Here is a 21,539-nt window from a genome sequence, read left to right on the forward strand (position 1 = left end):
GCAGGCGTCGTCGGTCTTGCTTTCACTGACTTTGTACGCGCAGTGACGGCAGTAATCAGACATTCGCTTTATATATAGGAAACTGGCGCAGGCTTTCAGCCTAGGCAAAACCGTACGCTCGCTGTCCGGCCCCTTCAATGAGGCCAGGTCAATAGACAACTGTTCGCCCAAGACCAGGCATAGTTGGTGAGTCTTATTCATTCGACGGAGTCCAATGGAAGATTACTCACCAAGGCGCAGTCAGCGAGAAAGGAATGCGTAACGACCCAATGGGCTCGTCACGTGAACCGCACATCTCATCATGGACGCACTGCTGCACAAGCACGCAGGGAAATGGCGGGACAAACTGCAACAAGTCACGCAGGTGATTGATAGAGCGAAGGCGCATAGGCTTCGCTTCGTCGTCCAGCAGCGTGAACTGGCCGTGATCCAGCCCGACTCGCGCCAGATAAAGGCCGCCTTCCAGAGACAGCAGCTCCAGCTCTCGTACCTCGCCATTCGCGGCCCGTTCGGTCAACGCTTGCAGATTCAAGGTTCACTCCCTGCCTACCACGGTAGGCGTTCTCCGTTATAAGCAAAGAAATTGCCGCTGTCGGCGGGCGCCAAGCGGTCAATCAGTGACAACAGCTCGCGGGCGGCGAGGCTTGCAGGCCTGGCGGCAGAAGCGCCTTTAAAGGGCTGGGACAGACCCGAAATGAATGTACCTGGATGAAGACTCAGCAAGCGTGTCTGAGGGCGTGTTCGTGCCAGTTCAATCGCAGCCGTTTTAATCAACATGTTCAACGCTGCCTTGGAGGCGCGATAGGCATACCAACCGCCCAGACGATTGTCGCCAATACTGCCGACCTTGGCGGAGAGCACTGCCATTGCGCCGCAAGCGTCAAGCAATGGTAAGAAGTGACGTAAAATCAGTGCAGGCCCGAGTGTGTTGACTTGGAATATCGCCTGAAGCGCATCTGCTTCAATAGAGATGTAACTTTTTTCAGGCTTGATGTCTTCGCGATGAAGCAGGCCGGCAGCATGTAAAATCAATTGGTATGGGGCTTCTTCAGCTAGTTCGGCGGCCGCCCTGGCGATACTGTCGGGCTTTTCCAGATCCAATCCTGGAGCACTGTTGCGCCCCAGCTCACGAACAACCGAGCATCCTGGATCTTCGTTGAGCAACTCACAAAACGCCGCGCCGAGCGCTCCACTGGCACCTATCACCAATGCACGGTAGCCCTCGCCAAGGGAGTTCATCCTGAAGGAACTATTCATTTAGCCTCTCCGCAGACAGACATGGTCTATCGGTGCTACCAAAGCGAAACGTTCTAGGGCTGCTCTGTTTTGACAGTGAGCAGCTCGTCGCGTGTGTGTTTTGCTTCCGGCACCGCGCAACGGCTATCGACACATCGACGGCGGCCATCCGGGTGAGGTAACCACTCCAAATGGGGACGGAGACGGCAAAACTGGCGATAACCGAGTGTAAGCAGCGGTCTGAGTGCACGCCAAGTTAGCGGCGTGGCCCAAAATCCCAGGCCGGCTGCACGCCAGCTCCATAGAGTGGCGTCCAGGCCCTTAACCCAGCGGCCATTGGCAAAACAGGCATGAAGCGTCGCTTGCATTTGCTCGAACGTGAAACCAAGTGCTTTGGCGTCGAATTCAGGACTTTCTATGTCAACAAACACCAGTCGGGTCTCTGCCGCGTGTCGGCGTAGGATCGTTATTTCACGCGCGCACAACGGACAGTTCCCGTCAAAGTACAGCGTCAGTGGCCAAAACTCTTTGTTGTACATTTGTGGTTGTCTTGTATAGGTTTTGTATAAGATAGGCCCAAAAAAACGACCTGACAATCACGGTCATTCCTTACTGTGAAATGAACCACCCGCGCCAGGCAGCGTGCAAATTCAGCGGATATGCAGTCGCCTGCTGCCCGAAAAGAAATGGGGCAATGATCTAATTCTACAAAGCGGATCATTACGCTGACCTCAGCTTCGGATCGCCGGCAATTTCGCCCAAGCGGGGCTTTGGGCCTACAGTCATGAGTGTCGCTCACTGCAAGGAATACAAATGAACGCGTTGACTTCAACCTCTCTGCCAAAGCATGTCAGCCTGCTGGGTTATGGTGGTCTGTTGCCGTTTATTTTTCTGGCGCTGCTGATCCCGTTCTCTCTCGACTATCGGCCATTGTTTGAAATTGCGCTTGTTAACTATGGCGCCGTCATCCTGAGCTTTGTCGGCGCCTTACATTGGGCCTTCGCCATGACCGTGCTAGACATGCGCGCCGAGCAGCGTCGCAACCGGTTCATCTGGAGTGTCATTCCGGCGCTTATCGCTTGGATTGCCACGTTACTGCCAATGCCAATTGGTTGCTTGCTATTGGTCATCGGCTTTGTTGCACACCTCCGGCAGGATAGGCAGCTGTTCCCGATCATGAGCTTGCCCGCTTGGTACCTGCCGCTGCGATTACGGCTTACCCTCGTGGCGAGCGTCTGCTTGCTGCTTGTCGCGATCGTTGAAGCGCTTAATTCATGAAACCTCGTGTGCCCGGCTCGTTGCCCGTGCCTGGCAGCCGCTTATCGCGGTTGATGCGTTTTGGCAGTTTGGCCTCGGGCGTCGCTGGCGGCATGCTAGCCGAAGGTGCTCGGCAGTGGATTCAGGGCAAACGTCCGGCGCTCAGCGATCTGCTGTTGACCTCGGGTAATGTGCATCGGGTGGTCGAGCAACTGTCGCAACTGCGTGGCGCCGCCATGAAGGTTGGCCAGTTGTTATCGATGGATGCCGGTGATTTGTTGCCGCGCGAGTTCAGCGAAATCCTTTCTCGTCTGCGTTGCGACGCTCACTCTATGCCCATGAGCCAGTTGGTGGCAGTTCTCAACGAGAACTGGGGCAAGGGCTGGGAAGGGCGCTTCGAACGGTTTTCCTTCACGCCATTGGCTGCAGCGTCCATCGGCCAGGTTCATGTTGCAAAAGGAAAGGACGGCCAACGACTGGCGATCAAGGTGCAATACCCTGGCGTGCGCGAGAGTATTTCGAGCGATGTGGATAATGTTGCTACCTTGTTGCGCATGTCCGGGATGCTGCCTAAGGGCATGGATGTCGCCCCATTGCTCCAAGAGGCCAAGCGTCAGTTGCAGGATGAAGCGGACTATATGAAAGAAACCGAGCACTTACAGCGCTTTGATCGACTGTTGGCGGACAGTCCTGACTTTCTGGTTCCTCGTGCGTATGCCCAGTTCAGCACACCTAATATTTTGGTGATGTCCTTCGTTGACGGAGTAGCGGTGGATTCACTAGAGCACGCGCCCCAGGCAGAGCGCGACCGGATCATCATGTTGCTATTCGGCCTGTTTCTGCGCGAGGTGTTCGAGTTCCAATGCGTGCAGACCGACCCTAACTTTGCCAACTACCGTTATCAGCAAGACTCCAGCCGGATGGTATTGTTGGACTTCGGCGCCACGCGAGTTTATGACCGCAACATTACCGAGGCTTATCGCCGCTTGTTGATTGCAGGCCTGCATGAAGACCGTGGCGCCATCACCAATGCCGCGCTGGACGTCGGCTACTTTCAGCCTGAAACGCTCCCCAAACACAGAGCGGTACTCACTGATCTCATTACTCAGGCCTGTGAGCCACTGAGGCAGCAAGGTGCCTATGACTTTGCGACGTCTGACCTGGCCGTACGCCTACGTGATACTGGTTGGGAACTAGGTGCCGACCGCGACTTCTGGCACACACCACCTGTGGATGTACTGTTTCTGCATCGCAAGGTCGGAGGTTTGTACCTGTTGGCCGCGAAGCTGAAGGCGCGGGTGAATGTGCGAAGGTTGTTCGAGGCTTACGTGATTTGAGCGCTTTGTGAACGGTAAATGCTCGTCTCGGCTAGATCGTTTGTTCGCGACCTAAGTCGCGGCTAGCTTTCCAAGCCATCCGAACCTCAAAAAATGGGTCAAATTGTCTAAATGAATTGGATGCCAAGACATGCCCACAATTCATAGGTGCGCAGGGTTCGGGGGGCGCAGCACCTAAGTCTGCCGAATCCTCAAAATGGAATCGGCGATGGCTTGAGCATTTGCGTCCAGCGCTTCCATGGCCGACATCGCATGAGCGGCGACGCTTCCCACGCCATTTTCTGAAAGCCACTTGGTTATTTCTCCTATTGCTGCACCTAGTGCGTGCTGGTTATGCAGCAGCGATGTCAGGGCGTCCGCCGTGGCGATCTTGTAGTTCTAATGATCTGGCATGGCGCTCTTCCTTGTGATGGTGCACAGATCCTAGTTCATCTCACCGCTGTCCATACGGCGCGGGTTTGCCCGATGTTTTGGCAGAGCACGACTAGGACTGACAGGGGGCCAGAAGGCTGCACTCCCCGTCTTTGCTCGCCCGCCGTGCTTGGTCTGTGGAGCAAGCGATGGGTAATACTTATCTACCCGAGCTTCAGGTTTACGTACGGAGCCAAGCTTCCACCTTTTGCAATCTACCAACCTCGGAAGGCTTTGACTTTCCTGTTTCTAGAATCTCAAGCAGTCGCTGTCTTTCAGCTCTAGAGGAAAACCAATCATTTACCTCGATGCTGCAGTGGCTGGACTCACTCAATGCCCATCTAACGATCATGTCCGCAGCGGCTCGGTGGTGATGGGCCATCAACAGAGATCGGCCCTCCACAGAACAGCCGCGCTCCGCAAATTCATCGGTCACGTCAATGACGCCAAGTTCGCCAAAATAGGCTGTGGTGTCAGGCTAAAGAATGCCAGCCAATGACACCTTAGCCACGCCGGATTCTCGATCAAAATATGAAAGGAAATGCGATCCACCCTTGGTGCTTCCAGGATGTGGAAAGTTGATGGCGGCCTGTCTGTTATGCAGTGCTGATGCGTGACACGTTTGAGGTCAAGGTAGAAGAGCGGCTAGGCGATGAGGGCTTTCCTGAATTTATGAGCGCCGATTCGGTTAAGCGGAGGGCACCCCAGTTCGTGGTATGGCGCCTCATCAATGACGTTTGGGTGCGGCTGAAGGATCGCACTGTTCTAGTGGATGTAAGTCATAACCGTACTTTAAGCGCTTTGTGTATTTCCATACGTTATGACAAATACTGCGGGCTGAGAGTGTTTTTCTCAAAAATAGATCGATGAAAAAAAATTTGAAGTTTAGCTAAGGAATCGGTGAGTGCCGCCGATGAAGTATATTCATTAATTTAACAAGGAGTTATGCGTGTCTGACGGTATATTTTCAATGATCAAGAGTGTTTTTCCTACGCTCGTGGCTGGGGCTAAAGATCTACAGCGATCTATCATCACTCCGGCCGAATTCTTTAAAGATATGAAGCTTCGCAATTACTGGTGTGCGCAAGCCAGTTTGATCGGGCTAGTAATGGCAATAGCATTGTCACTACTAAGTTTTCCCTCGCTGAAGGGGGTTGGGATAGAAATAAGCAAGGACTTTTTATCCGTCATGGTTGTCCTGAATTGCATGTTTCTGATCCTCTATGGAGCTTGCTTTTGGTTAGGTGCACGTTTAATTTTCGGAAAGGGGTCGCTGTTTTCCACGATTAACTCATTTTTTTATATCTCGATTTGCCTAGTCTTCATGAAGATCGTTGAGATGCCAGCGCTAGGCTCGAGAATGACCGCTTTAGCGCATAGTTGTGAGCTTGGGGAGTTTGGAGTGAATGTCACTGCAGCGATATCCGCAAGCTCTGTTTCCAAGACGTCGAATTTTTTAATTGGCGTGTTTTATCTTGCATTTACCGTTTGCTCAGTAAAACTCCAGAGAGGGGTTAATGACTTTGGCATCTTGAGAGGGCTGGTCTCCGCAATTCTTGGGATGATCCTTTTGAGTGTGGCTGTTATTTACATTCAGGAGCCTGCAGTGTATGCGATGGTATGCGGCTATTTAGGTGAAAAATGACCACCATGCTTCGACAGGTCACCCGTCTAGCCTAACGCAGCCTTAGATAAATGATCAAAGTGATCAACATTCAACTTTACCATGGCGGTTGATTTTCACGTCTACAGCCATGGGACAATGACCTACGTCAGGGCGGGTCTGAAGGTGAAGTTGGAGAGATTAGATGGCTTGAGTGGTTTAGATGTAACTAATGCTCTAGCTGGGTGTTTCAAACAATAGTTGCCTGAGGTTTTTGGTGCGAGTTAAATACGAGGCGAAGAATTTTTATTATGACTAATCAAATTGTATCTCCTGATGGACGTTGTCTGCTATTTTTGGATGTTTTGGGGTTTAGCCAGTTGGTCGAGACTAAAACTGTTCAGGAGGTTTATGGCGTAATCGATGAGTCTCTAAAGGCTTTTGGTTATTGGGAAAAAATGAATGGACTCTTCAAAACTATCTATTTTTCCGACACGTTTATTTTCTACCAAGAGCCTAAAGGATATGCGAACTGGGCTTTTCTAGACATTTATGCGATAGGCTCAATGTTGCTCTCAGCCCTTTTGGCAAAAGGAATTCCTGCACGGGGGGCAATTTCTTTCGGGGAGTTTGAGGTGGATCTTGATACCACAGGACGGCATCAAGTCTACTTTGGTAAGGCTTTGATTGAGGCTTATAAAGCGGAGCAGAGCGAAAAGTGGATTGGCATCACAGTTCTGCCTTCCGCATGGATGCCATATGAACACAGCAATCCTGGTTCGATTGCTTCTTGGGAGCAAGAAAGGGCTTGGTTGAAAAGGGAAGATGATGTTCTGCTGCTCAATCCATTCATCAAGCTGCGCGGATGGTACGACCTGTACCTCGTAGGCGACGTCCCTACGCCGTATTCGCTATACGATGCGCCGGAATTTCCGAACGATATTTTGGCATTCAAATTTATTCGAGAGCAGGCCGAAATGTACGCCGTAAAAAATGACTTCATGAGCCCGGCGGCAGTCAAGTATCATATAACTTTAAACTTCTTGAAGAGGATTTTGGGTGAGGAAATATATCGATGGGGCGAAGAGGCGTCGCTACCTGAAAATTTTTAGCATTCGCGCTCGCGACTCCAACAGATGCATCGCGTAAGTAGTGTTAATCAATTTCCACGATTCTTAAAAATGGAAGCGACGTCATGAAGGCCGGAGATTTGCTAGTATCGTCTGCCAATACGTGGACGAGTTGGGGTATAAGGATTGGAACCGTGAGCAGCGTAAGCCACGTTGCAATGGCAATTTCATGTTGCAGAGTAATTGAGTCTGTTCCCACGGGAACATGTCCAAAATTGGTTTCTAAATTTTTAGATGATAATCATAAGGTTTACCTACTGGAAAGGCCCACTGCATTAACCGCATCTCAGGTTGGTCTGCTGCGCACGTCGGCATTGGGCATCCGGCGACCAGGGTATAACTTACCTCGAAGCCTCACCTCCGGAGTCGTCAGGACTGGCTTCTGGGTTTGGCTGCTTTGCTTGATAATGGTACATGCCACTTTAATTCGAGTCGTTGATACACCTTGGCTTGTTTTGGCTGTTTATAATTTTCTGATGATTCTATTGTTTCTAGTTATTTATATCTGTGCTCGTCCCGAAAGATTTAATATTGTTTTAGAGAAATTAGGCTTGCCGAAGTTTCTACAAACTGATGTCGAGAAGCATTTTTGTTCGCAATTGGTCATTCAGCTCGATCAGGTAATACAAGGTGGCCTTTCAAACGGCTCTACTCCACTCCATGAATTCAGACCTAAGGACGTACTGCGGCGTGCGCTCAAGCAGGGTTACACATGTCGGAGGCTGAAACCTTAAAAACGAGCTCTACGTAAGCTGGAACGAAGCGTTGGACTACCCGTTCTGTTTTGTTCCGCGATGGCTGAGAATTAGCCTAACCAGTTAGGGGCATTGAGCTAGAGTTTCAGGCTGCCTACTTCAACACAGTGACTGACGGTAGCCGCGTGAATAGCTGTGGAGCAATTTTGAACTCCTGAGCTAAGTGCCGAATGAGACCTTGCGGCGCGGGCGGTACATCGCCCCCGCGCCTTAAGATTCGCCTATTGAAAGGCTAAAAGAACCACAGTATGAACTAACCGGATCAGTTCAATTGCAAGGGTCAGCCACAAGTCGATCGTGCTCATGATTTCTTCCTTATGAGATTCGCTCAGGCGCTGGTTCCGTTAGCAGCGGGCAGGTCTACTCCCTCTTCGCGCTGGATCTATGTTACGGTGCAATTGTCTAGGCTGAACCGTTACCAGTGAGGCATGTGATCGTGCTGAGCTGTGACGATCCGGTAGACCGGCTGAGGGGGGGGGCGCCTCCCTCAGCTCTCTCCCTTTCACTCTTAGGGAATGTTCATTTTCTTTCTCTCTTCATCAAGGCTTTCATTCTCGAGGGCTATCTATGCATTCCAGTAAGGTGGGATGTTGACGCCGAGAGCAGCAAGTGCCAGATGGATAGACCGGACTACCTCCGCCCGCACTGCGTCGATGGATGTGGGGTTCTCATCCTCGGAGATCCCGTTGGAGTAGATGTGTGCTTCAAGCAAGCCATCCTTGAACTGCATCTTGTCCGCAGAAAAGCGATACCCCTCATCCGGCGAAAAGCGACGAGCTTTCTGGCTCGGGATTTCCAGCACAGGCGAACTGCTGCCCAGTTTCTCCCGAGCATAATTCCCAAGGCTCACCCGCAGCTTCCAAGCTTCCTTCTGGTAGCCGTCAGGTTTGTAGAGCTGACAATTAAAGCGAGGGGAAATCGCAGGCAAGATTTTGCGGGCTAGTGCGGCGGAAACTGTCCGCTTGCAGTTGGTATCTTCCAGCTGTTGGTTGGGATCGTAAATGAAAAGGCCGCCAAACCATTTGCCATCAGTACCCTCGACAGTGAGGAGGCCACGGCCACGCGGGCGGGTAGCCGAAAACTCACTGCTATGGCGGTAGAAAGCTGCCGAGTCAACTTGGTAGGGCGGCTCCTCATCGGGATTCCCGAAAAGCGGCATGATGAAGAAGAAGGGCGAGGTGACGACGCCTGCAGAGACATCTTGGGGGATGACCTCGAGGTAGTATGAGGTGTTGCTGTGGCGAGGGTTTTGAGGTTGCTTTTTGATCGTAATGCTCAGGCGGCGCCCGTCGATGATCGAACTTACAGCTTCAGCCGTTTCGTGGGAATTACCGATTGCCTGCAGACGTTCAATCAGTGCCAGGTGGTTAAAACCACTGACGTCCACAAGCTCGCTGGTCTTCAGCGCCGCCACCAAAGCTGCATGGCTTTTAAAGCCAAGGCCAGCACACAGGCCTTGCCGCAAATGATCGTATTTGAGCGCAAAGTGGAGCGTGACGTCTGCGTGAACGGAGCGAAATAGCTGCTCCAATTCAGCCGTTGTACGGACAGCAGGGTGCATAGATTTCTCCAATGAAAGTTGGCCTAGGTGGAGGTCTTCCTCCGCGATTGCACTCGTCTGTCAATTACACCTGTGCTCGCCCAGGACTTTCAGGGAGATAGGGGCGGGTAATGCTGCACTTGAGCTGACAGAATCTCGGGTGTGCTGGCCCAGGTCGGAGACCTTTTTTTAGGCTATGCAATAAAAGGCTGTGACGCAAGATGGGACAGTAGATGTTTTTGCTAAGAACGATTAATTCATAAGTTTGGCGTTAATTTCGGTGATTTGGAGAGGAAAATGTCGCTAACTGCTAGTGCGGCTTGGGAAGAATTTTTTGAACCCGACTTTGAATGTAATGAGATGGGAGTGTGAATACATCGCAAGCGAGCCAGAACAACTATGTCTATGTGGTCGTTTCGAAGGCGCTGGCTGCAATTGTTGGACTTCCACCTCTCCATGGCATCATCCGGAGGCGTTAACTCACCAGTTTTGCAATCGTGAGCGAAGCTATCCTAGCTTACGAGCAGGCCGTCGTTTTGGGCCAAAAAGTGGGGGGTAAAGCGAAGGCTGGATGTGTTGAAGGGCAGGGGTGCGGGAAGACCGTGAGAGCCCGTACAGAGCTCCCCCTTACGGCCGAAGCGCAATGCGATTCTCCATTTAACCTTTACTTAGAGCTCTAGAATGAGACCTCACATGGGGGGGGCGATGAAGCTATTTTTGGACTGTGAGTTCACTCAGCTCAACCAAGATACAAAGCTTATTTCCTTGGCAATGGTCTCGGAGGCCAGTGACGAGTTCTATGTAGAGCTGACCGATACCTATCAGGTCGAAGACTGCAGTGACTTTGTAATCCGTCATATCTTGCCGCAGTTGAATCTGCCTCGCTACGGAATGTCACTCGTTGATGCCCAAGCTGCGCTGAGGGTTTTCCTCTGCAGTATTGAAGGCCAACTGGAGGTATGCTCGGACGCTCCAGAATGGGACTGGGAGTTTTTTTGTCAGCTTGCATATGTCGATCACAAGTGGCCGAGCAATGTGGAGAGCAGGCCTATCAATCTGATCCATTTGTTCAGGCATTTTGAAGCCGACGACATCGGTGACACAGCCCTTCCCGAGCTTCCACACCATGCCTTGCTCGATGCCAGACTTCTTGCTGAGCTTTACCAGCGCCTGACTGCAGCCTCTAAGTCGGTTGGAGATTGATTGCGATGAGTAGTGGCGAAGAGTTCAGTTATCGAGAGATGGCCAGACGAAACGCGCTGTGGGCACGCGCTTCTCTCTTGCCAGGAAGCCCCAGAGTGCTCGACGACATAAATGTTCTCGATGGTATCGAGCTGTGTGTCGCGTGCTGACCAAGCTCTCTAACCGCCTTGAAGCACTACTTCCTCGAATGCGGATTTGACTCAAGATTGGCGCACCAAGCTCTAGCACTATTCTCGGGCAGCGATGATCTGATCGCTGAGCTCGTCCGGAGAGAGTCTCGAGTCGATTGGCGGCGTGGATGAAATCTCTCTCGCGCCGTATCTCCCGCCCTAGTCGTCTGTCCTTAAAAAGCGTTGTCGTATCGCATCAACCAGCAAACATACCCTGCAGCGAGTGCGTCAAGTTTTCTTTAGTGAGACTGTGGCACGGTGATGTATTGGTCGTCGCCCACCGAGTAATCCTGCAACGCTGGCGTTCCTACCTTTTCCTTGTACATGTCCAAGTAGGGGCTCTGCATTTTGGCGAGAAATCTCACCAAGTATGTGCCAGGCGATTTCAGGCGGAAGATGTAGCTGATGTCGTAGGTCTCTCCCGCTCCGATATCAATGAAGCCGCCCACTCGCCTCAGGACGCCTTCAAAGCGAGTACTGCCCATGGGTACTTCTCCGATGAATTGAGGCATGCTGCCCATAAAGACGATGCTGCTCACCGACAGAGCCCCGTTATCCAAAATTACCCGCTGCGCATCAGTGCCCTGATTTGAAAGCTCTACTCTCACCTGTACAATCGAACCAGCATTACCCTGTGGTTCACCAACCGTCGCGGTCACCTTCGATCTCACATGTGGCGCGAGGTTTGTTTTCTGTTCGAATTCCCGAAGGGTGTAGGCGGAAATCTGCTTTTCCTGTTTCACGTACAGGGCATTGAAGGCAATCCAAACACCCCCAATCAGCACCGCCATGATCGAAACACAGTTGAGTGCGATCTGGGAGATGAGTTGTTTTCTGGCAAGGCCCTCGTGCTTGTCGGAGGTCGGATTATTCGTAGGTGTATCAGTCATCAGCTAATAGCTCTCAGTAGAAAACAGCCAGGCGTACTGCAATCGAGCGAGTCGACACTGGAGGGTCGCCTAGGAAATCCCTCACTAGGCTATCGACCTGGCTGAGCGAGGCTTCAGATTTATATTGCTGATTTATAAGGCTTTTAGATAACCGATCCTTGGGCACGTGACTTCAGATAGATTAGCAAGCAGTGTCGCCTTCAAGACGATACTGATTCGGTACTTTTTTGAGAGTGGTATGTTGAACCGCGCTGCATGGAATATCCTTGTACCCGCAATCAACCTTCGAGCAGTGAATATAACGATGGGTTTTGAACAACTAGCTGAGCTCCGTGACCGCCTGCGGGCTGAAAAAGAGCCGCAAAAGTCAGATAGCGCGAAACAGCCTAAGCGCAAGTCCTCCTCGCAGGTTAAGCCTCGTATTCAGGATCCAGCGGTGGAAGCGATCTGGCCGTTACAGAAGCATTTTCCACTGGCATTCCCTGTCAACCCGGCCCCAAAGGTTCCGCTTAAAGAAGGCATTCTTAAGGATGCTGAGCAGCACCTAGGGCTACTCGGGTTAACCTCTGAGCAGCTGAAGCTGGGTATCTCGACTTGGTGCCGGGGAACTCGGTACTGGGCAAGCATGGTGGAGAATGCACCGCGCTTGGACTTGAGTGGTCAACCAGCCGGTATTGTAACCGCGACTCAAGCTATGCATGCGAAGCAGCAAGTCTCGCGGCAGCGCGGTCAAGACCGACGACATCGTGCGAAGCTGAAAGAGGGGGCCCAGGCTCCCGCAGCCGTTGCCACAGTGGAGCGTGATACGAACTAAATCTTGTCTTGGTGCGATGGGGAGCAAGAATCTCGACGAGACGCTTGGCGATCATCAGCATGGCCTCTCTCAGCATGTGGCGGAGGGAGGAGGACTTGGTCAATGCCTTGGAGGGCCGCTTTAGCGGGCGGCTGTCGTGAACCGAGCCTACGCAGCACCACTTCGTCGGGGCCCCAAGCGGTGCTAGCGATGATTGAGTGGAGTCCGAAGGGAATGATAGACGATGGCGACACTGTGCACTGCGACGTTCAAATACCCCTTGCGTACCCGAACGTTCAGAACTGGTGATAGCAATGTCTCTCAGGCAGCAGAAAATCAAATTGTGGGACACAAAAAAGCCGCCTAATGGCGGCTCCGTTGTGTGGGGAGGCTCAGTAGCTATTCAAATGCTTAGCATTCGATTCTAGAATCTCGCCAGCCAAAATTCTGCGGGCACGAGCAGACAGCTCTCTGCTGATCTCCTCGGCAGTCTTAGGGCGTGTTTTAGGTTTCGCAGCACAAGCTTTGCGAACCAGAGTAACGCGAACCTCACTGGTCATGACAAACCTCCCATCGGTACGTCAGGAATCACGAGTAGTTTTCAGTAACGCTAACATCTTGCCTAGATGGTAGCAAACCGGAACCATGAATTGGGCGAATTGATCAGCTCTATCTGCGTTTAGCAGCATGTTCTCAGCGTTGCGGCTCACGTTCAAGACGCCGATTAGCTCATCATCATGAAAGACCGGTAAGCTTAGGATCGATTTTGCATGCTTCAGGTCACGATAATACCTAGCGATTTTTTGCTCATACCGTCCATTTATTTCGCGGACTTCTTCACGTTGGGCGGTAACCCAACTGTTCACCACGTTTGATGTATTGGAGATGTACTCGGGCTGTCCTGACGATGCAACGCGCGGCGCTCCAGGGAGATTGGGATGGTGGAACTCAGCATCGAAGTCCATATCCAGGGTGTAGGGTAGGCATACTTGGTCAAGTCCGGTATCTGCTCGATCACCGCCTGATGAAGTAGTTGTGAGTTCATCTTCTAGAAATAGGATGCCTGAGCAGCGCTGCAGTGCCACCTCGTAATTCTGGTTGTGCAGAAAAAAATGGTCATGCATAACCCAAACCTCACGGGTGAAACGTCGAACCCGCGCCGTTTCGGATGATGCTGAATTGATTTGGGTCTGAGCCCCCGCACTCGACTCACCAGCGATGCCTGCAAATTGTGTAGCCCCCTCACTAGCCTGATTCTCTGCTTCCTCCTGATACACCTCCTCTGGTTCAGGCATCTGCTGCGGGAGCACAAGGCTGTCCAGCTCCACCTCATCCTTAGGAAAAACACTCATAATGTTAGCCTGGTAAGCAACATGCTTATTGGTGCCTGATACCCCGTCCCACAGCCTTGTCAGCGCGAGAATGCTGTCCAACATGGAGCGCATATGTTCAGCCACTTTTTCGCGGTTGATGGTGGGGTCAGTTTTGGATGCTCTGCGTAGCTGCCCGATGGAGGCCTGGGTGTCTACATACTCCTGGATGAATTGTCGAGGGGGAAGGTAGGTCAATCTACTTTCCATTTCCTCATTCTGCTTACGCAAGTTCACCTGCATCACTTCATTCTGGCGTTCCTTCTCTTCCGTGACCGCACTTAACGCGCGCTCCCGTCGATAAACCAGCCATAGAGCGATAACTGAGAGCACAAGAGCACCGAGGGTGTGCTTAAAACTTTCCTGAAAATTTAGATCTGTGAGGCGGCCAAGCTCCGTAAGGATCGGGCCGCTGCAGACGGAGATGAAAGCAGCACTGAATACGCTAGCTAACGCGAGTAGAAACGAGCCCCACTCAGAAGCAAAGAAGCTGGGCTTTTTTGGGGAGGGTACTGGATTTTGAATCTCTGCCTTGGCTGGGGGGAGTGCTTCGTTGGCATCACTGCGCATGATCAACTTCCTTGCGGTGTCCTGCTACGCTGTTCAAGACAATTAGGTTTTATGCTGGAAATTTGAAACAAGAAGACGTCAGATAGGTAATAAAATCCTGCATCCAACATAGGCGGTGAAATCGTAGGCGCCGCCATTTCAGGCATTCGCGCACCATAGAGTTTGTCAGATTGTGTCGGAGTTTCGAACAAACGATTCAGTCACTTGCTCTGATCACTAGCGTACTAGCGAAGGGAACGCCGCTGCAGAATCTACAGCCTCTTAGACAGTATGCCCGGGAGCGCTGTTAAATGAGCGTTCGCGCATGGCTAAAGCCTAGCATTGATCCAATCCCATACTGCTTTGTCCAGCCATCCTTGATGAGCGCCGGCAAAAACCTGCGTGACAAAAAGCCGATCATTCGGATCGAGCCTACTCCTCAGGTCTACGCACACTTGTTCCGCTGTATAGTTCGAGCTAACCCATCGTACAGACTCCAGCCCGTGATCTGTGACGTTCTGATAACGATCCAGATGTTGAATTAGCGCGGTTCGTGCTTGGTTATAGGCGTAGGAGCCGTGCTCCTTGTTCAAGCTCCATGTCACCATGAATACGGACATCTATCACTCCTTGTTGAGCTAATGATGGCATGATCGAGATTAAGCTATTGATTTTCAAGCATCAACTTCGGGTATGCCGGTATCGTAAATATTTAGGCAGCACACCCGAAGGGCATCAATAATTCTCGCTGCAAAGCTGTGCGGACGCATTTCACCTTTTTGGAGGCGGCGGTGGGGGCGGAGCAGCAGGCCTCTGGCTAGTGGTCTGCTTGCTAATTCCATCGTTCACGTGAACCTTACCGCCTGTTTGATTTGTCATGTGTATCACCGTTTGATTGGTGGAGGGGGGGCTTTAGGAGGCGTGGCTGGTCGTTGGGCAGATGGCCACGGTGAGTTTACTTTTTCGCTGCTCGGCCTACGTGGTTGAGGTGATATCCCTCTTTCTTCGAACATTTCTGACCTCTATCTTTTTGGGGCTTTCGGGGGCGCAGGTGGTGGTGCTTTGGGACGAATGTTAGCCGGTGCTGGCGGGCTCACATTCATTCCCTCATTACCAGCTCTTTGCTCGAGTACGTGTTGTCTTGGCTCATTTCCGCTATTCACGTTCGGTCTCCTGCTCCAAAAATTCGACTAGATACACGTCACTGTTTGCAATCAAATAACTCTCGATGCCAGGCGTGTCCACCCACTCATTTTTCTCGTTCATCCAGCTCGGCTGTGTGATAAGGAAGTGGCCATCTTTAGGCTCGGTTGGCCATACTGCCGGGTACCCGAATAATCGCCGTCCATCAAGCAGCGTAAGTACCACGCTTTTGCCTTCACGTTTACGGAAGGCATAAATCCACTCGGGATACGAAGAGCGAGACGTCAAAGTCAACCATCTGCCAAATCTGTACAGATAGTCGTGGTTCGAAGCGAAGGCTAGCAATAGGCCTAGAGATGTCGCCAAGCCTATTCCCCAAACGCCTTCTACTTGAACCGTCCACTGCCCCAGCTGAAAATGGTGCTCGCCGATGTAGAGCAGCACGGGCTTGATGCCTGATACCAGCATCGTGATCAGCCCCGTACTGATCAGTGCTTGAACTGTGCGCTCAAACTGCCCGGGCTTTTTAACATCTGCCAACCAATAGAAGATCATGGTGGTCAGAAAGCCAGGAACAAGCGTCTGTACCAAGGGGATTATTTTTGTAGCGAGATCTTCCATTTCCTAGCCTCTAATGCCAAAAACGGGTGGGTGTCTCATCAGCTATCAAGCGCTAAGCTCTTCTCAAACTCACTGAAAAAAATCAGTTGAGTGGAGGTTTATAATTGCTACTTCAAGTGAAAACTTCGTGCTAGGTATTCGCGACCATCAAGAGAGGCGATAAGGGATTTCATGCTTAGCGCGTCGTCGACACTTGAGGTGTCGCATCTGCTTGATACCTTTCTGTGGGGCTGGTAGACGATACGACTTCACACAAACTCCTCTAGAGTCAGCTGTGTAAAGCACAATGTGGCCATGATTGTCGCGGATCACTCCATCAGATATGCAACCTGGATGGTGACCAGCGCAGGAGTAAATGCAGCCTTCATGGATGTAGGCTACGGGACGACCGCAGTACGAGTACAAATGTTCATCGTCATCGGTATACGCTATCGAAATCCGATCACGATCATAGAAATCTAGACTCATGGAATTTCTTCATTGGAAGCGAGAGAGGGCAGGGCACTTGTGTGCCCTGAGCTCTGTTAAGCAGTCAAATCACTTGGCTGCTTTAGGGCGAATGACGATACGAAACGGCTGACCGTTCGCACGTCGAATCACCTTCCCGGTTTTGGTGGTGATGGTCATGCGGTAGATGACCTCACCTTCGCCATCGGGCTTGTCGAACATCTCAATCTGGGACATAAGATGTCTCCTTCTGAGGTAGGCTCGAACACAGAACTCGCTACCTTGCGAAAGAAGCCCACAGGGGCTAACATCGCAATGCTTCTCAACAAAGCGCGAGAGACATCTGGAGCCTGTTCAGACGTCTTTTCCCGAAGGCCGATCAAGGTACGAACTTGATCGGCCTTTTTGTTTCTGACGTTTCCTGCTTTTCTTAGTCATCCTTCTGCATCACCTGAGATGCTATAGAGGGTGATCTATAGTGTCCATTATCAAATTATAACATCATCATTTTGATTACGTCAAATGATCCTGTGTTATGCTGGCGATGAATGCACGCCTAGCGTTGATGTTTCGGGTTGGGAAGTGCGGCCAAGCACCAAGCAGGCAGCAAGACAGCAAGACAGCAAGACAGCAAGAAATTAGACGGTTAGACGGAGAGCACATGATTGATTTGAGCGAGTACAGCCAAGCGCAGCGGGAACGACTGGCGTACATAGACTTCCGCCTGTATTTCACAGGGGTTGTCTCGCGGACGGATCTGATGGAAAGATTTGGAGTGGGGGGAGCGGCGGCAACTCGAGATTTCGGACAGTACAAGGAGATTGCACCTGAAAATACTGAACTGGACTCGGTGACTAAGCACTATGTGATTCGAGAAACGTTTTCTCCACTGACTGTCCATTCACCTGAACGCGTACTCACAGCGCTTTCACAGGGTTTTGGTTATGGAATGGATTCCGATGAGAAGCCGCTGATACCACACGAATCAGTATCGCTTCTCAGCAAGCCTAAGGTAGAAGTCCTTGCGCCGATCACAAGGGCAATTCACCTAAAGCGTGTGGTGAAGATTACATACACCTCTAGCTCAGGTCAGTCAGAGAGAGAAATCGTCCCTTTCGCTATCGGTTGTGATGGTCTGCGGTGGCATGTCCGAGCATTTGATCGGAGGCGTCGTAAGTTCGGAGATTTTGTCCTCACTCGAATCGGGCAGGCTGAGATCCAGTCAGGAGACAGACCTAGAGAGGAAGAGATGCCGAAGCAGGATGACCAGTGGAATCGGATGCTTGAGCTTCCTCTTGTTCCACATCCAGATAAAGACTCTACAGAGATTGTTAAGCGCGATTATGAGATGCATGAAGGAGTGCTCAAGCTCCGTGTACGCGCCGCTATGGCCGGTTACGTCCTGCAGCAATACCATGTAGATTGCTCTCCAGATCACAGTATTGGCGACAAGGCTTATCGTTTATGGCTCCAAGATCCCCTAGCCCTCTATGGGGTCGAGAGTTCCATGTTCGCGCCTGGGTACAAAAGTCCTAATTAACCGGTATCCAACGCACTGTTCTGTAACTCGATGCCATCCTCAAAACGTGCAGAACCAATGCTTGATTCATGCCGATGAAACACCGGTGCAAATGCATGTACCAAGCGAGAGTAAAACCCCGTGGGCCTACAACACTACGCCGTTTTCGGCGCTCAAAGCCATGGTGTACATCTTCAGTACAAGCCGTGCCGGCGAGCATGTGCGCAACTTCCTAGGCGACTAGAACGGCAAGCTGGTCTGTGATGACTTAGCAGGCTACAAAGCCGGTTTGATCAGGGCATCACTTAAATCGGCTACATGGCCCACGCCCGTCGCAGATCTTTCGATCTAAACGTGGCGAACAAAAGTCAGTTGGTCGAACAAGCGCCGCACTCGATCAACGGCTTGTACGGGGTCGAGCGCCAAGCGTGGCGCATGAGTGGAAGACTGTTGGCCAGTACGTCAGGAAATGGCCGTGCCGATCACCAAAGCACTGCATCACTGGATGTCGGCCCAGCGCGATCTGGCGCCCAACGGATCAGCCACGGCCATCCGCTTTCCGACCATGCGCCGAACTGATCAAGGAAGTGCATCTACTTGAGTGGCAATGCGATATCGGTGTGGGTAGCCTAGTGCTATTACCTTCACCTATTGTCCATCTGGGGAAACACGTTTGGATCAGGATACTTCCAACCAAGGAATCGAACGTGACAGGCTTCGTCTCGAAGCTACAAGATTTAGGTCGGAAAGCAGTCACAATCGAACAGTTTTATGGGTAGGCGCTTTTGTTAGCGTGGTTGTAGTAATCATCCCTGCAACGTCTAGCTACCTCAATGAGTCAGCTCGTCTGAAGCTTGAAGCCCACCGGCAGGAGGTGGAGCAAATGCAGAGGGCAGATGATCTCAAACTAAAGCAGAGCGAGATCGAGCGCTCTAGAGATGCTACCCGAGTCAAATTCTTGCAAGATCACATAGACATGATCATGGCAGATGAGCCTGACGCTGAGTTTAGATTGACTGCTTTGGCAAGGCTTGCTCTCCCAGTGGACGCAGATGCTCTGATAGCCCAGGTTCGTACGATTAGGCGTGAACTCGCATTACAACGCTCCAGTGCTCAAAAAGTCGACGGAGTCGCTACGACGCAACAAAATGCTGCTGAAGTAAAAAGCTCTGTACCACCATTGGTCGTCACCTCTCGAACTGTAAGCGCCTCAGGACATCAGGAGTTTGCGCCTGGAATGGCCGAGGGGCGGTCGCACGTACGCAAAGGTGACTACGAGAGCGCATTGCGAAATTTCAACACTGCGGTTGACCATAATCCTAACGATCCTTTGGCGTGGAATTTCAAAGCGTACTCAGAGTTTCGCACAAACCAGTTTACTACTGCGTTAGCCAGCATAAGCCATGCTTGGAAGCTCAACCCAAGTGAGAGCAAGACTCGCCGATTGATAGCAATTAACGCTACAAAAATTCTGTGTGCTCAAGGTCGATCAAGCGAAGCTGCGACTTTTTTCAATCAGAGTGCATCCGTAGTACCGGAAATCGTCACCGACGTTTATGGAGATGGTGAATTTCATACCACTTGCCAGGCCATATGGCGAGGATAAGACAAGACAGAAGCATGCTGACGCTTACCGAGTATCTGAGTTGAACTACTGCAGACGACTCAGGTTTTATTTCAGTTACGATGGTAGAGCCTCGACAGCCCACGTCGGCGCTGCTCCTGACCTGTTTTGAGACTTGCTATGACCCAGCACTCGGACGCCTTCATTGACCTTGATCGCACCTTCTCCAAAATCCCTCTCGATGCTGATGTGTCTGACGATGTAGACCTAAGCGGTAGGCATACCCGGCAGGGGGAGCTCCGCTGGCCAGACTTGCTAACTCATCATCGAGTGATACTGCTGTCCGAGGCGGGATCAGGTAAAACTGCTGAGATTCGAAACGTCGCTTACGAGCTCCGGAGCCAAGGCAAAACCTCGTTTTTTCTTCGTATTGAGAACGTTACTTCAGACTTGGAGGACGCCTTCGAGGTGGGGACGTTTGATGAGTTCGAGAGCTGGCTCGCTTCAGATGCAGAGGGCTGGCTCCTGATGGATTCAGTCGACGAGGCTCGGTTAAATGATCCGAAAGATTTCGAGCGCGCGATCCGAAAACTTGGCCGTTTGACCCAAAACGCTTTGAGCCGGGTGCACATAATCATCACTGGGCGAAGCACTGCATGGCGCGCAAAGACGGATCTTGCGACCTGTGAAAAGGCTTTTGCTTTTGGGCCCGTAGCTCGGCAAGTATCTTCCAAAACTACTGATGGTTTTGAGGGCGTTGTGCAAACGGTTCCATACAAAACCGAGCCAGATACGCCTTTCCTCTTGGTGACGTTGGACGACATCCATGACGAGCAGATTGATCGCTTCTTAAATGCCACTGGCGTCCAAGACATCAAAGCGTTTCGGGCCGCAGTTGAGCGCAAGGAAGCATGGTCGTTAACCACGCGTCCTCTGGACTTCCTGGAACTCGTCGACTTTTGGCTCGAGCACCATCGAATAGGCTCGCGCTTGGAGCTCATGAAAAGCAGCATTAATCGCCGCCTTGAAGAGCGTGATCAAGATCGCGCCGAATCTAAGCCTATTGCTCCAGATCGGCTCAGAGAAGGCGTGCGCTTAATTGCAGCAGCAACAACATTAGGGCAAACGTCTGCGATCCGCGTCCCTCCTGATGGTGAGACCAACAAAAGTGGGATCCCCATTCGCGACGTGCTGACGGATTGGAATGACACAGAATCAGCAGCTTTGATGAATCGACCAATTTTCGAGCCGGGCATCTATGGAACGGTTCGTTTTCACCATCGCACTGTCCGAGAATACCTAACAGCGGAATGGCTCCACGAGCTGATACGTGGCGCAGGTTCCCGGGTCAAAATCGAGAACCTTTTCTTCCGTACACAATATGGGTTGGAGGTTATCAATCCCTCGATGCGTCCAGTTCTACCTTGGTTGGCGCTGTTGGATGATCGCATTTGTACTCGGCTAGAAGAGGTAGCTCCGGATGTTTTTTTTGAGGGGGGGGATCCTGGACGGCTTCCACTGACTACGCGTCGGAGGGTGCTGCGTAAAGCGTGTGAGCACTTGGCGCAGCCGGCTCACAGCTGGACGATGACTGACTATTCAGCCGTACAGCGATTCGCGCACCACGATCTCACTGACGACATCAAAGAACTACTGACGCTTTACCGCTCCAACGATGACATCGCCTGGTTCCTTTTAAGAATGGTATGGCAGGGCGAGGTGGTGGGTGCACTTGCAGAGACTAAGCAATTTGCCCTCGATGCTCAGCACAAACATACTCGCTTGGCAGCAATCCGCGCCGTTATTGACCTAGGGACGGCCCAAGATGTAGCTGATGTGCGCCTAGCGCTGCTGGCAGGAGGTTCCAAAGTTAATCGGGAGTGGTTAGCTGAGTTGCTTGACGGGCATGCGCTCGATAGCCAATTGTAGTGGTCTAATGAAACCGGACACCCATTTAGGCGAGAATGCTCGCCAGATCGAGGTGTCAGATGACCAAACAAC

19 protein-coding genes and 3 pseudogenes are annotated in these 21,539 nt (G+C 51.6%); 10 read left to right on the forward strand and 12 right to left on the reverse strand.

The annotated features are described in order from the left end of the window. The 4 genes from ACKJSM_RS28220 to ACKJSM_RS28235 form a co-directional block, all read right to left on the reverse strand. A partial coding sequence (locus tag ACKJSM_RS28220) for a hypothetical protein (protein WP_410239497.1) occupies positions 1 to 201 on the reverse strand: 201 nt, incomplete at its 3' end. Between the two features lie 25 nt (positions 202 to 226). Then, complete coding sequence (locus ACKJSM_RS28225; RefSeq protein ID WP_236180659.1) at positions 227 to 532, reverse strand: DUF6482 family protein; 306 nt, start codon at positions 530 to 532, stop codon at positions 227 to 229. A gap of 14 nt (positions 533 to 546) precedes the next feature. Continuing rightward, a complete protein-coding gene (locus ACKJSM_RS28230; protein WP_410239482.1) occupies positions 547 to 1,257 on the reverse strand; it encodes an SDR family NAD(P)-dependent oxidoreductase in 711 nt (236 codons plus the stop codon). 53 nt (positions 1,258 to 1,310) lie between these two features. Continuing rightward, entirely contained in the window at positions 1,311 to 1,775 is a 465-nt protein-coding gene (locus tag ACKJSM_RS28235; RefSeq protein WP_410239483.1) for a thiol-disulfide oxidoreductase DCC family protein, read from the reverse strand. A 274-nt stretch (positions 1,776 to 2,049) separates the two neighbouring features. Here ACKJSM_RS28235 and ACKJSM_RS28240 point away from each other — a divergent pair, with 274 nt between their 5' ends. Together ACKJSM_RS28240 and ACKJSM_RS28245 are read left to right on the forward strand one after the other, a co-directional pair. Then, the gene (locus tag ACKJSM_RS28240) at positions 2,050 to 2,514 is read left to right on the forward strand and encodes a DUF3429 domain-containing protein (RefSeq protein ID WP_410239484.1); all 465 of its coding nucleotides are present in this window, start codon (positions 2,050 to 2,052) and stop codon (positions 2,512 to 2,514) included. After that, positions 2,511 to 3,830 (forward strand): ABC1 kinase family protein, encoded by a 1,320-nt coding sequence (locus ACKJSM_RS28245; protein WP_236180667.1) that lies wholly within the window; start codon positions 2,511 to 2,513, stop codon positions 3,828 to 3,830. The genes ACKJSM_RS28240 and ACKJSM_RS28245 overlap by 4 nt, the downstream gene beginning before the upstream one ends. Positions 3,831 to 4,004: 174 nt before the next feature. Here ACKJSM_RS28245 and ACKJSM_RS28250 read toward each other — a convergent pair whose 3' ends face one another. After that, complete coding sequence (locus tag ACKJSM_RS28250) at positions 4,005 to 4,199, reverse strand: hypothetical protein (protein WP_236180799.1); 195 nt, start codon at positions 4,197 to 4,199, stop codon at positions 4,005 to 4,007. A 223-nt stretch (positions 4,200 to 4,422) separates the two neighbouring features. Next, positions 4,423 to 4,841 (reverse strand): annotated as a pseudogene (locus ACKJSM_RS28255) (hypothetical protein). A gap of 349 nt (positions 4,842 to 5,190) precedes the next feature. Here ACKJSM_RS28255 and ACKJSM_RS28260 point away from each other — a divergent pair. Both ACKJSM_RS28260 and ACKJSM_RS28265 read left to right on the forward strand, forming a co-directional pair. Then, the gene (locus tag ACKJSM_RS28260; RefSeq protein WP_410239485.1) at positions 5,191 to 5,886 is read left to right on the forward strand and encodes a hypothetical protein; all 696 of its coding nucleotides are present in this window, start codon (positions 5,191 to 5,193) and stop codon (positions 5,884 to 5,886) included. Between the two features lie 269 nt (positions 5,887 to 6,155). Then, positions 6,156 to 6,956, forward strand: coding sequence for a hypothetical protein (locus tag ACKJSM_RS28265; RefSeq protein ID WP_410239486.1), 801 nt, complete (start codon positions 6,156 to 6,158; stop codon positions 6,954 to 6,956). Positions 6,957 to 8,294: 1,338 nt separating this feature from the next. On the opposite strand, the gene ACKJSM_RS28270 is transcribed toward ACKJSM_RS28265, so the two are convergent. After that, entirely contained in the window at positions 8,295 to 9,290 is a 996-nt protein-coding gene (locus tag ACKJSM_RS28270; RefSeq protein WP_410239487.1) for a hypothetical protein, read from the reverse strand. A gap of 684 nt (positions 9,291 to 9,974) precedes the next feature. Between ACKJSM_RS28270 and ACKJSM_RS28275 the strand changes: the two genes are divergently transcribed. Further along, a complete protein-coding gene (locus tag ACKJSM_RS28275) occupies positions 9,975 to 10,472 on the forward strand; it encodes a hypothetical protein (protein ID WP_410239488.1) in 498 nt (165 codons plus the stop codon). Between the two features lie 409 nt (positions 10,473 to 10,881). Here the strand turns inward: ACKJSM_RS28275 and ACKJSM_RS28280 are convergent, their stop codons facing one another. Continuing rightward, the gene (locus ACKJSM_RS28280; RefSeq protein ID WP_410239489.1) at positions 10,882 to 11,532 is read right to left on the reverse strand and encodes a hypothetical protein; all 651 of its coding nucleotides are present in this window, start codon (positions 11,530 to 11,532) and stop codon (positions 10,882 to 10,884) included. Positions 11,533 to 11,836: 304 nt separating this feature from the next. Between ACKJSM_RS28280 and ACKJSM_RS28285 the strand changes: the two genes are divergently transcribed. After that, positions 11,837 to 12,346 (forward strand): ProQ/FinO family protein, encoded by a 510-nt coding sequence (locus ACKJSM_RS28285; RefSeq protein WP_410239496.1) that lies wholly within the window; start codon positions 11,837 to 11,839, stop codon positions 12,344 to 12,346. A 560-nt stretch (positions 12,347 to 12,906) separates the two neighbouring features. Here the strand turns inward: ACKJSM_RS28285 and ACKJSM_RS28290 are convergent. From ACKJSM_RS28290 to ACKJSM_RS28305, 4 genes are all read right to left on the reverse strand, one after another. Further along, positions 12,907 to 14,265: a hypothetical protein gene (locus ACKJSM_RS28290; protein WP_410239490.1), complete on the reverse strand. Its 1,359-nt coding sequence runs from the start codon at positions 14,263 to 14,265 to the stop codon at positions 12,907 to 12,909. 1,134 nt (positions 14,266 to 15,399) lie between these two features. Further along, positions 15,400 to 16,008 carry a DUF6338 family protein gene (locus ACKJSM_RS28295; protein ID WP_410239491.1) on the reverse strand — a complete coding sequence of 203 codons (609 nt, stop codon included), beginning with the start codon at positions 16,006 to 16,008 and terminating at the stop codon, positions 15,400 to 15,402. A 147-nt stretch (positions 16,009 to 16,155) separates the two neighbouring features. Further along, positions 16,156 to 16,476: a 4-fold beta flower protein gene (locus ACKJSM_RS28300; RefSeq protein WP_410239492.1), complete on the reverse strand. Its 321-nt coding sequence runs from the start codon at positions 16,474 to 16,476 to the stop codon at positions 16,156 to 16,158. A 69-nt stretch (positions 16,477 to 16,545) separates the two neighbouring features. Further along, complete coding sequence (locus ACKJSM_RS28305) at positions 16,546 to 16,692, reverse strand: hypothetical protein (protein WP_410239493.1); 147 nt, start codon at positions 16,690 to 16,692, stop codon at positions 16,546 to 16,548. Positions 16,693 to 17,116: 424 nt separating this feature from the next. On the opposite strand from ACKJSM_RS28305, the gene ACKJSM_RS28310 reads away from it, so the two are divergent. From ACKJSM_RS28310 to ACKJSM_RS28325, 4 genes and pseudogenes are all read left to right on the forward strand, one after another. After that, positions 17,117 to 17,995, forward strand: a complete 879-nt coding sequence (locus ACKJSM_RS28310; protein ID WP_410239494.1) for a helix-turn-helix transcriptional regulator — start codon at positions 17,117 to 17,119, stop codon at positions 17,993 to 17,995. A gap of 46 nt (positions 17,996 to 18,041) precedes the next feature. Next, positions 18,042 to 18,524: pseudogene (locus ACKJSM_RS28315) on the forward strand (transposase); the annotation flags it as partial. 123 nt (positions 18,525 to 18,647) lie between these two features. Continuing rightward, the gene (locus ACKJSM_RS28320) at positions 18,648 to 19,580 is read left to right on the forward strand and encodes a tetratricopeptide repeat protein (protein ID WP_410239495.1); all 933 of its coding nucleotides are present in this window, start codon (positions 18,648 to 18,650) and stop codon (positions 19,578 to 19,580) included. A 138-nt stretch (positions 19,581 to 19,718) separates the two neighbouring features. After that, positions 19,719 to 21,458: pseudogene (locus ACKJSM_RS28325) on the forward strand (hypothetical protein); the annotation flags it as partial. Positions 21,459 to 21,539 lie beyond the last annotated feature (81 nt).

Source organism: Pseudomonas sp. PHC1 (assembly GCF_046487845.1).
Lineage (GTDB): Bacteria > Pseudomonadota > Gammaproteobacteria > Pseudomonadales > Pseudomonadaceae > Aquipseudomonas > Aquipseudomonas sputi.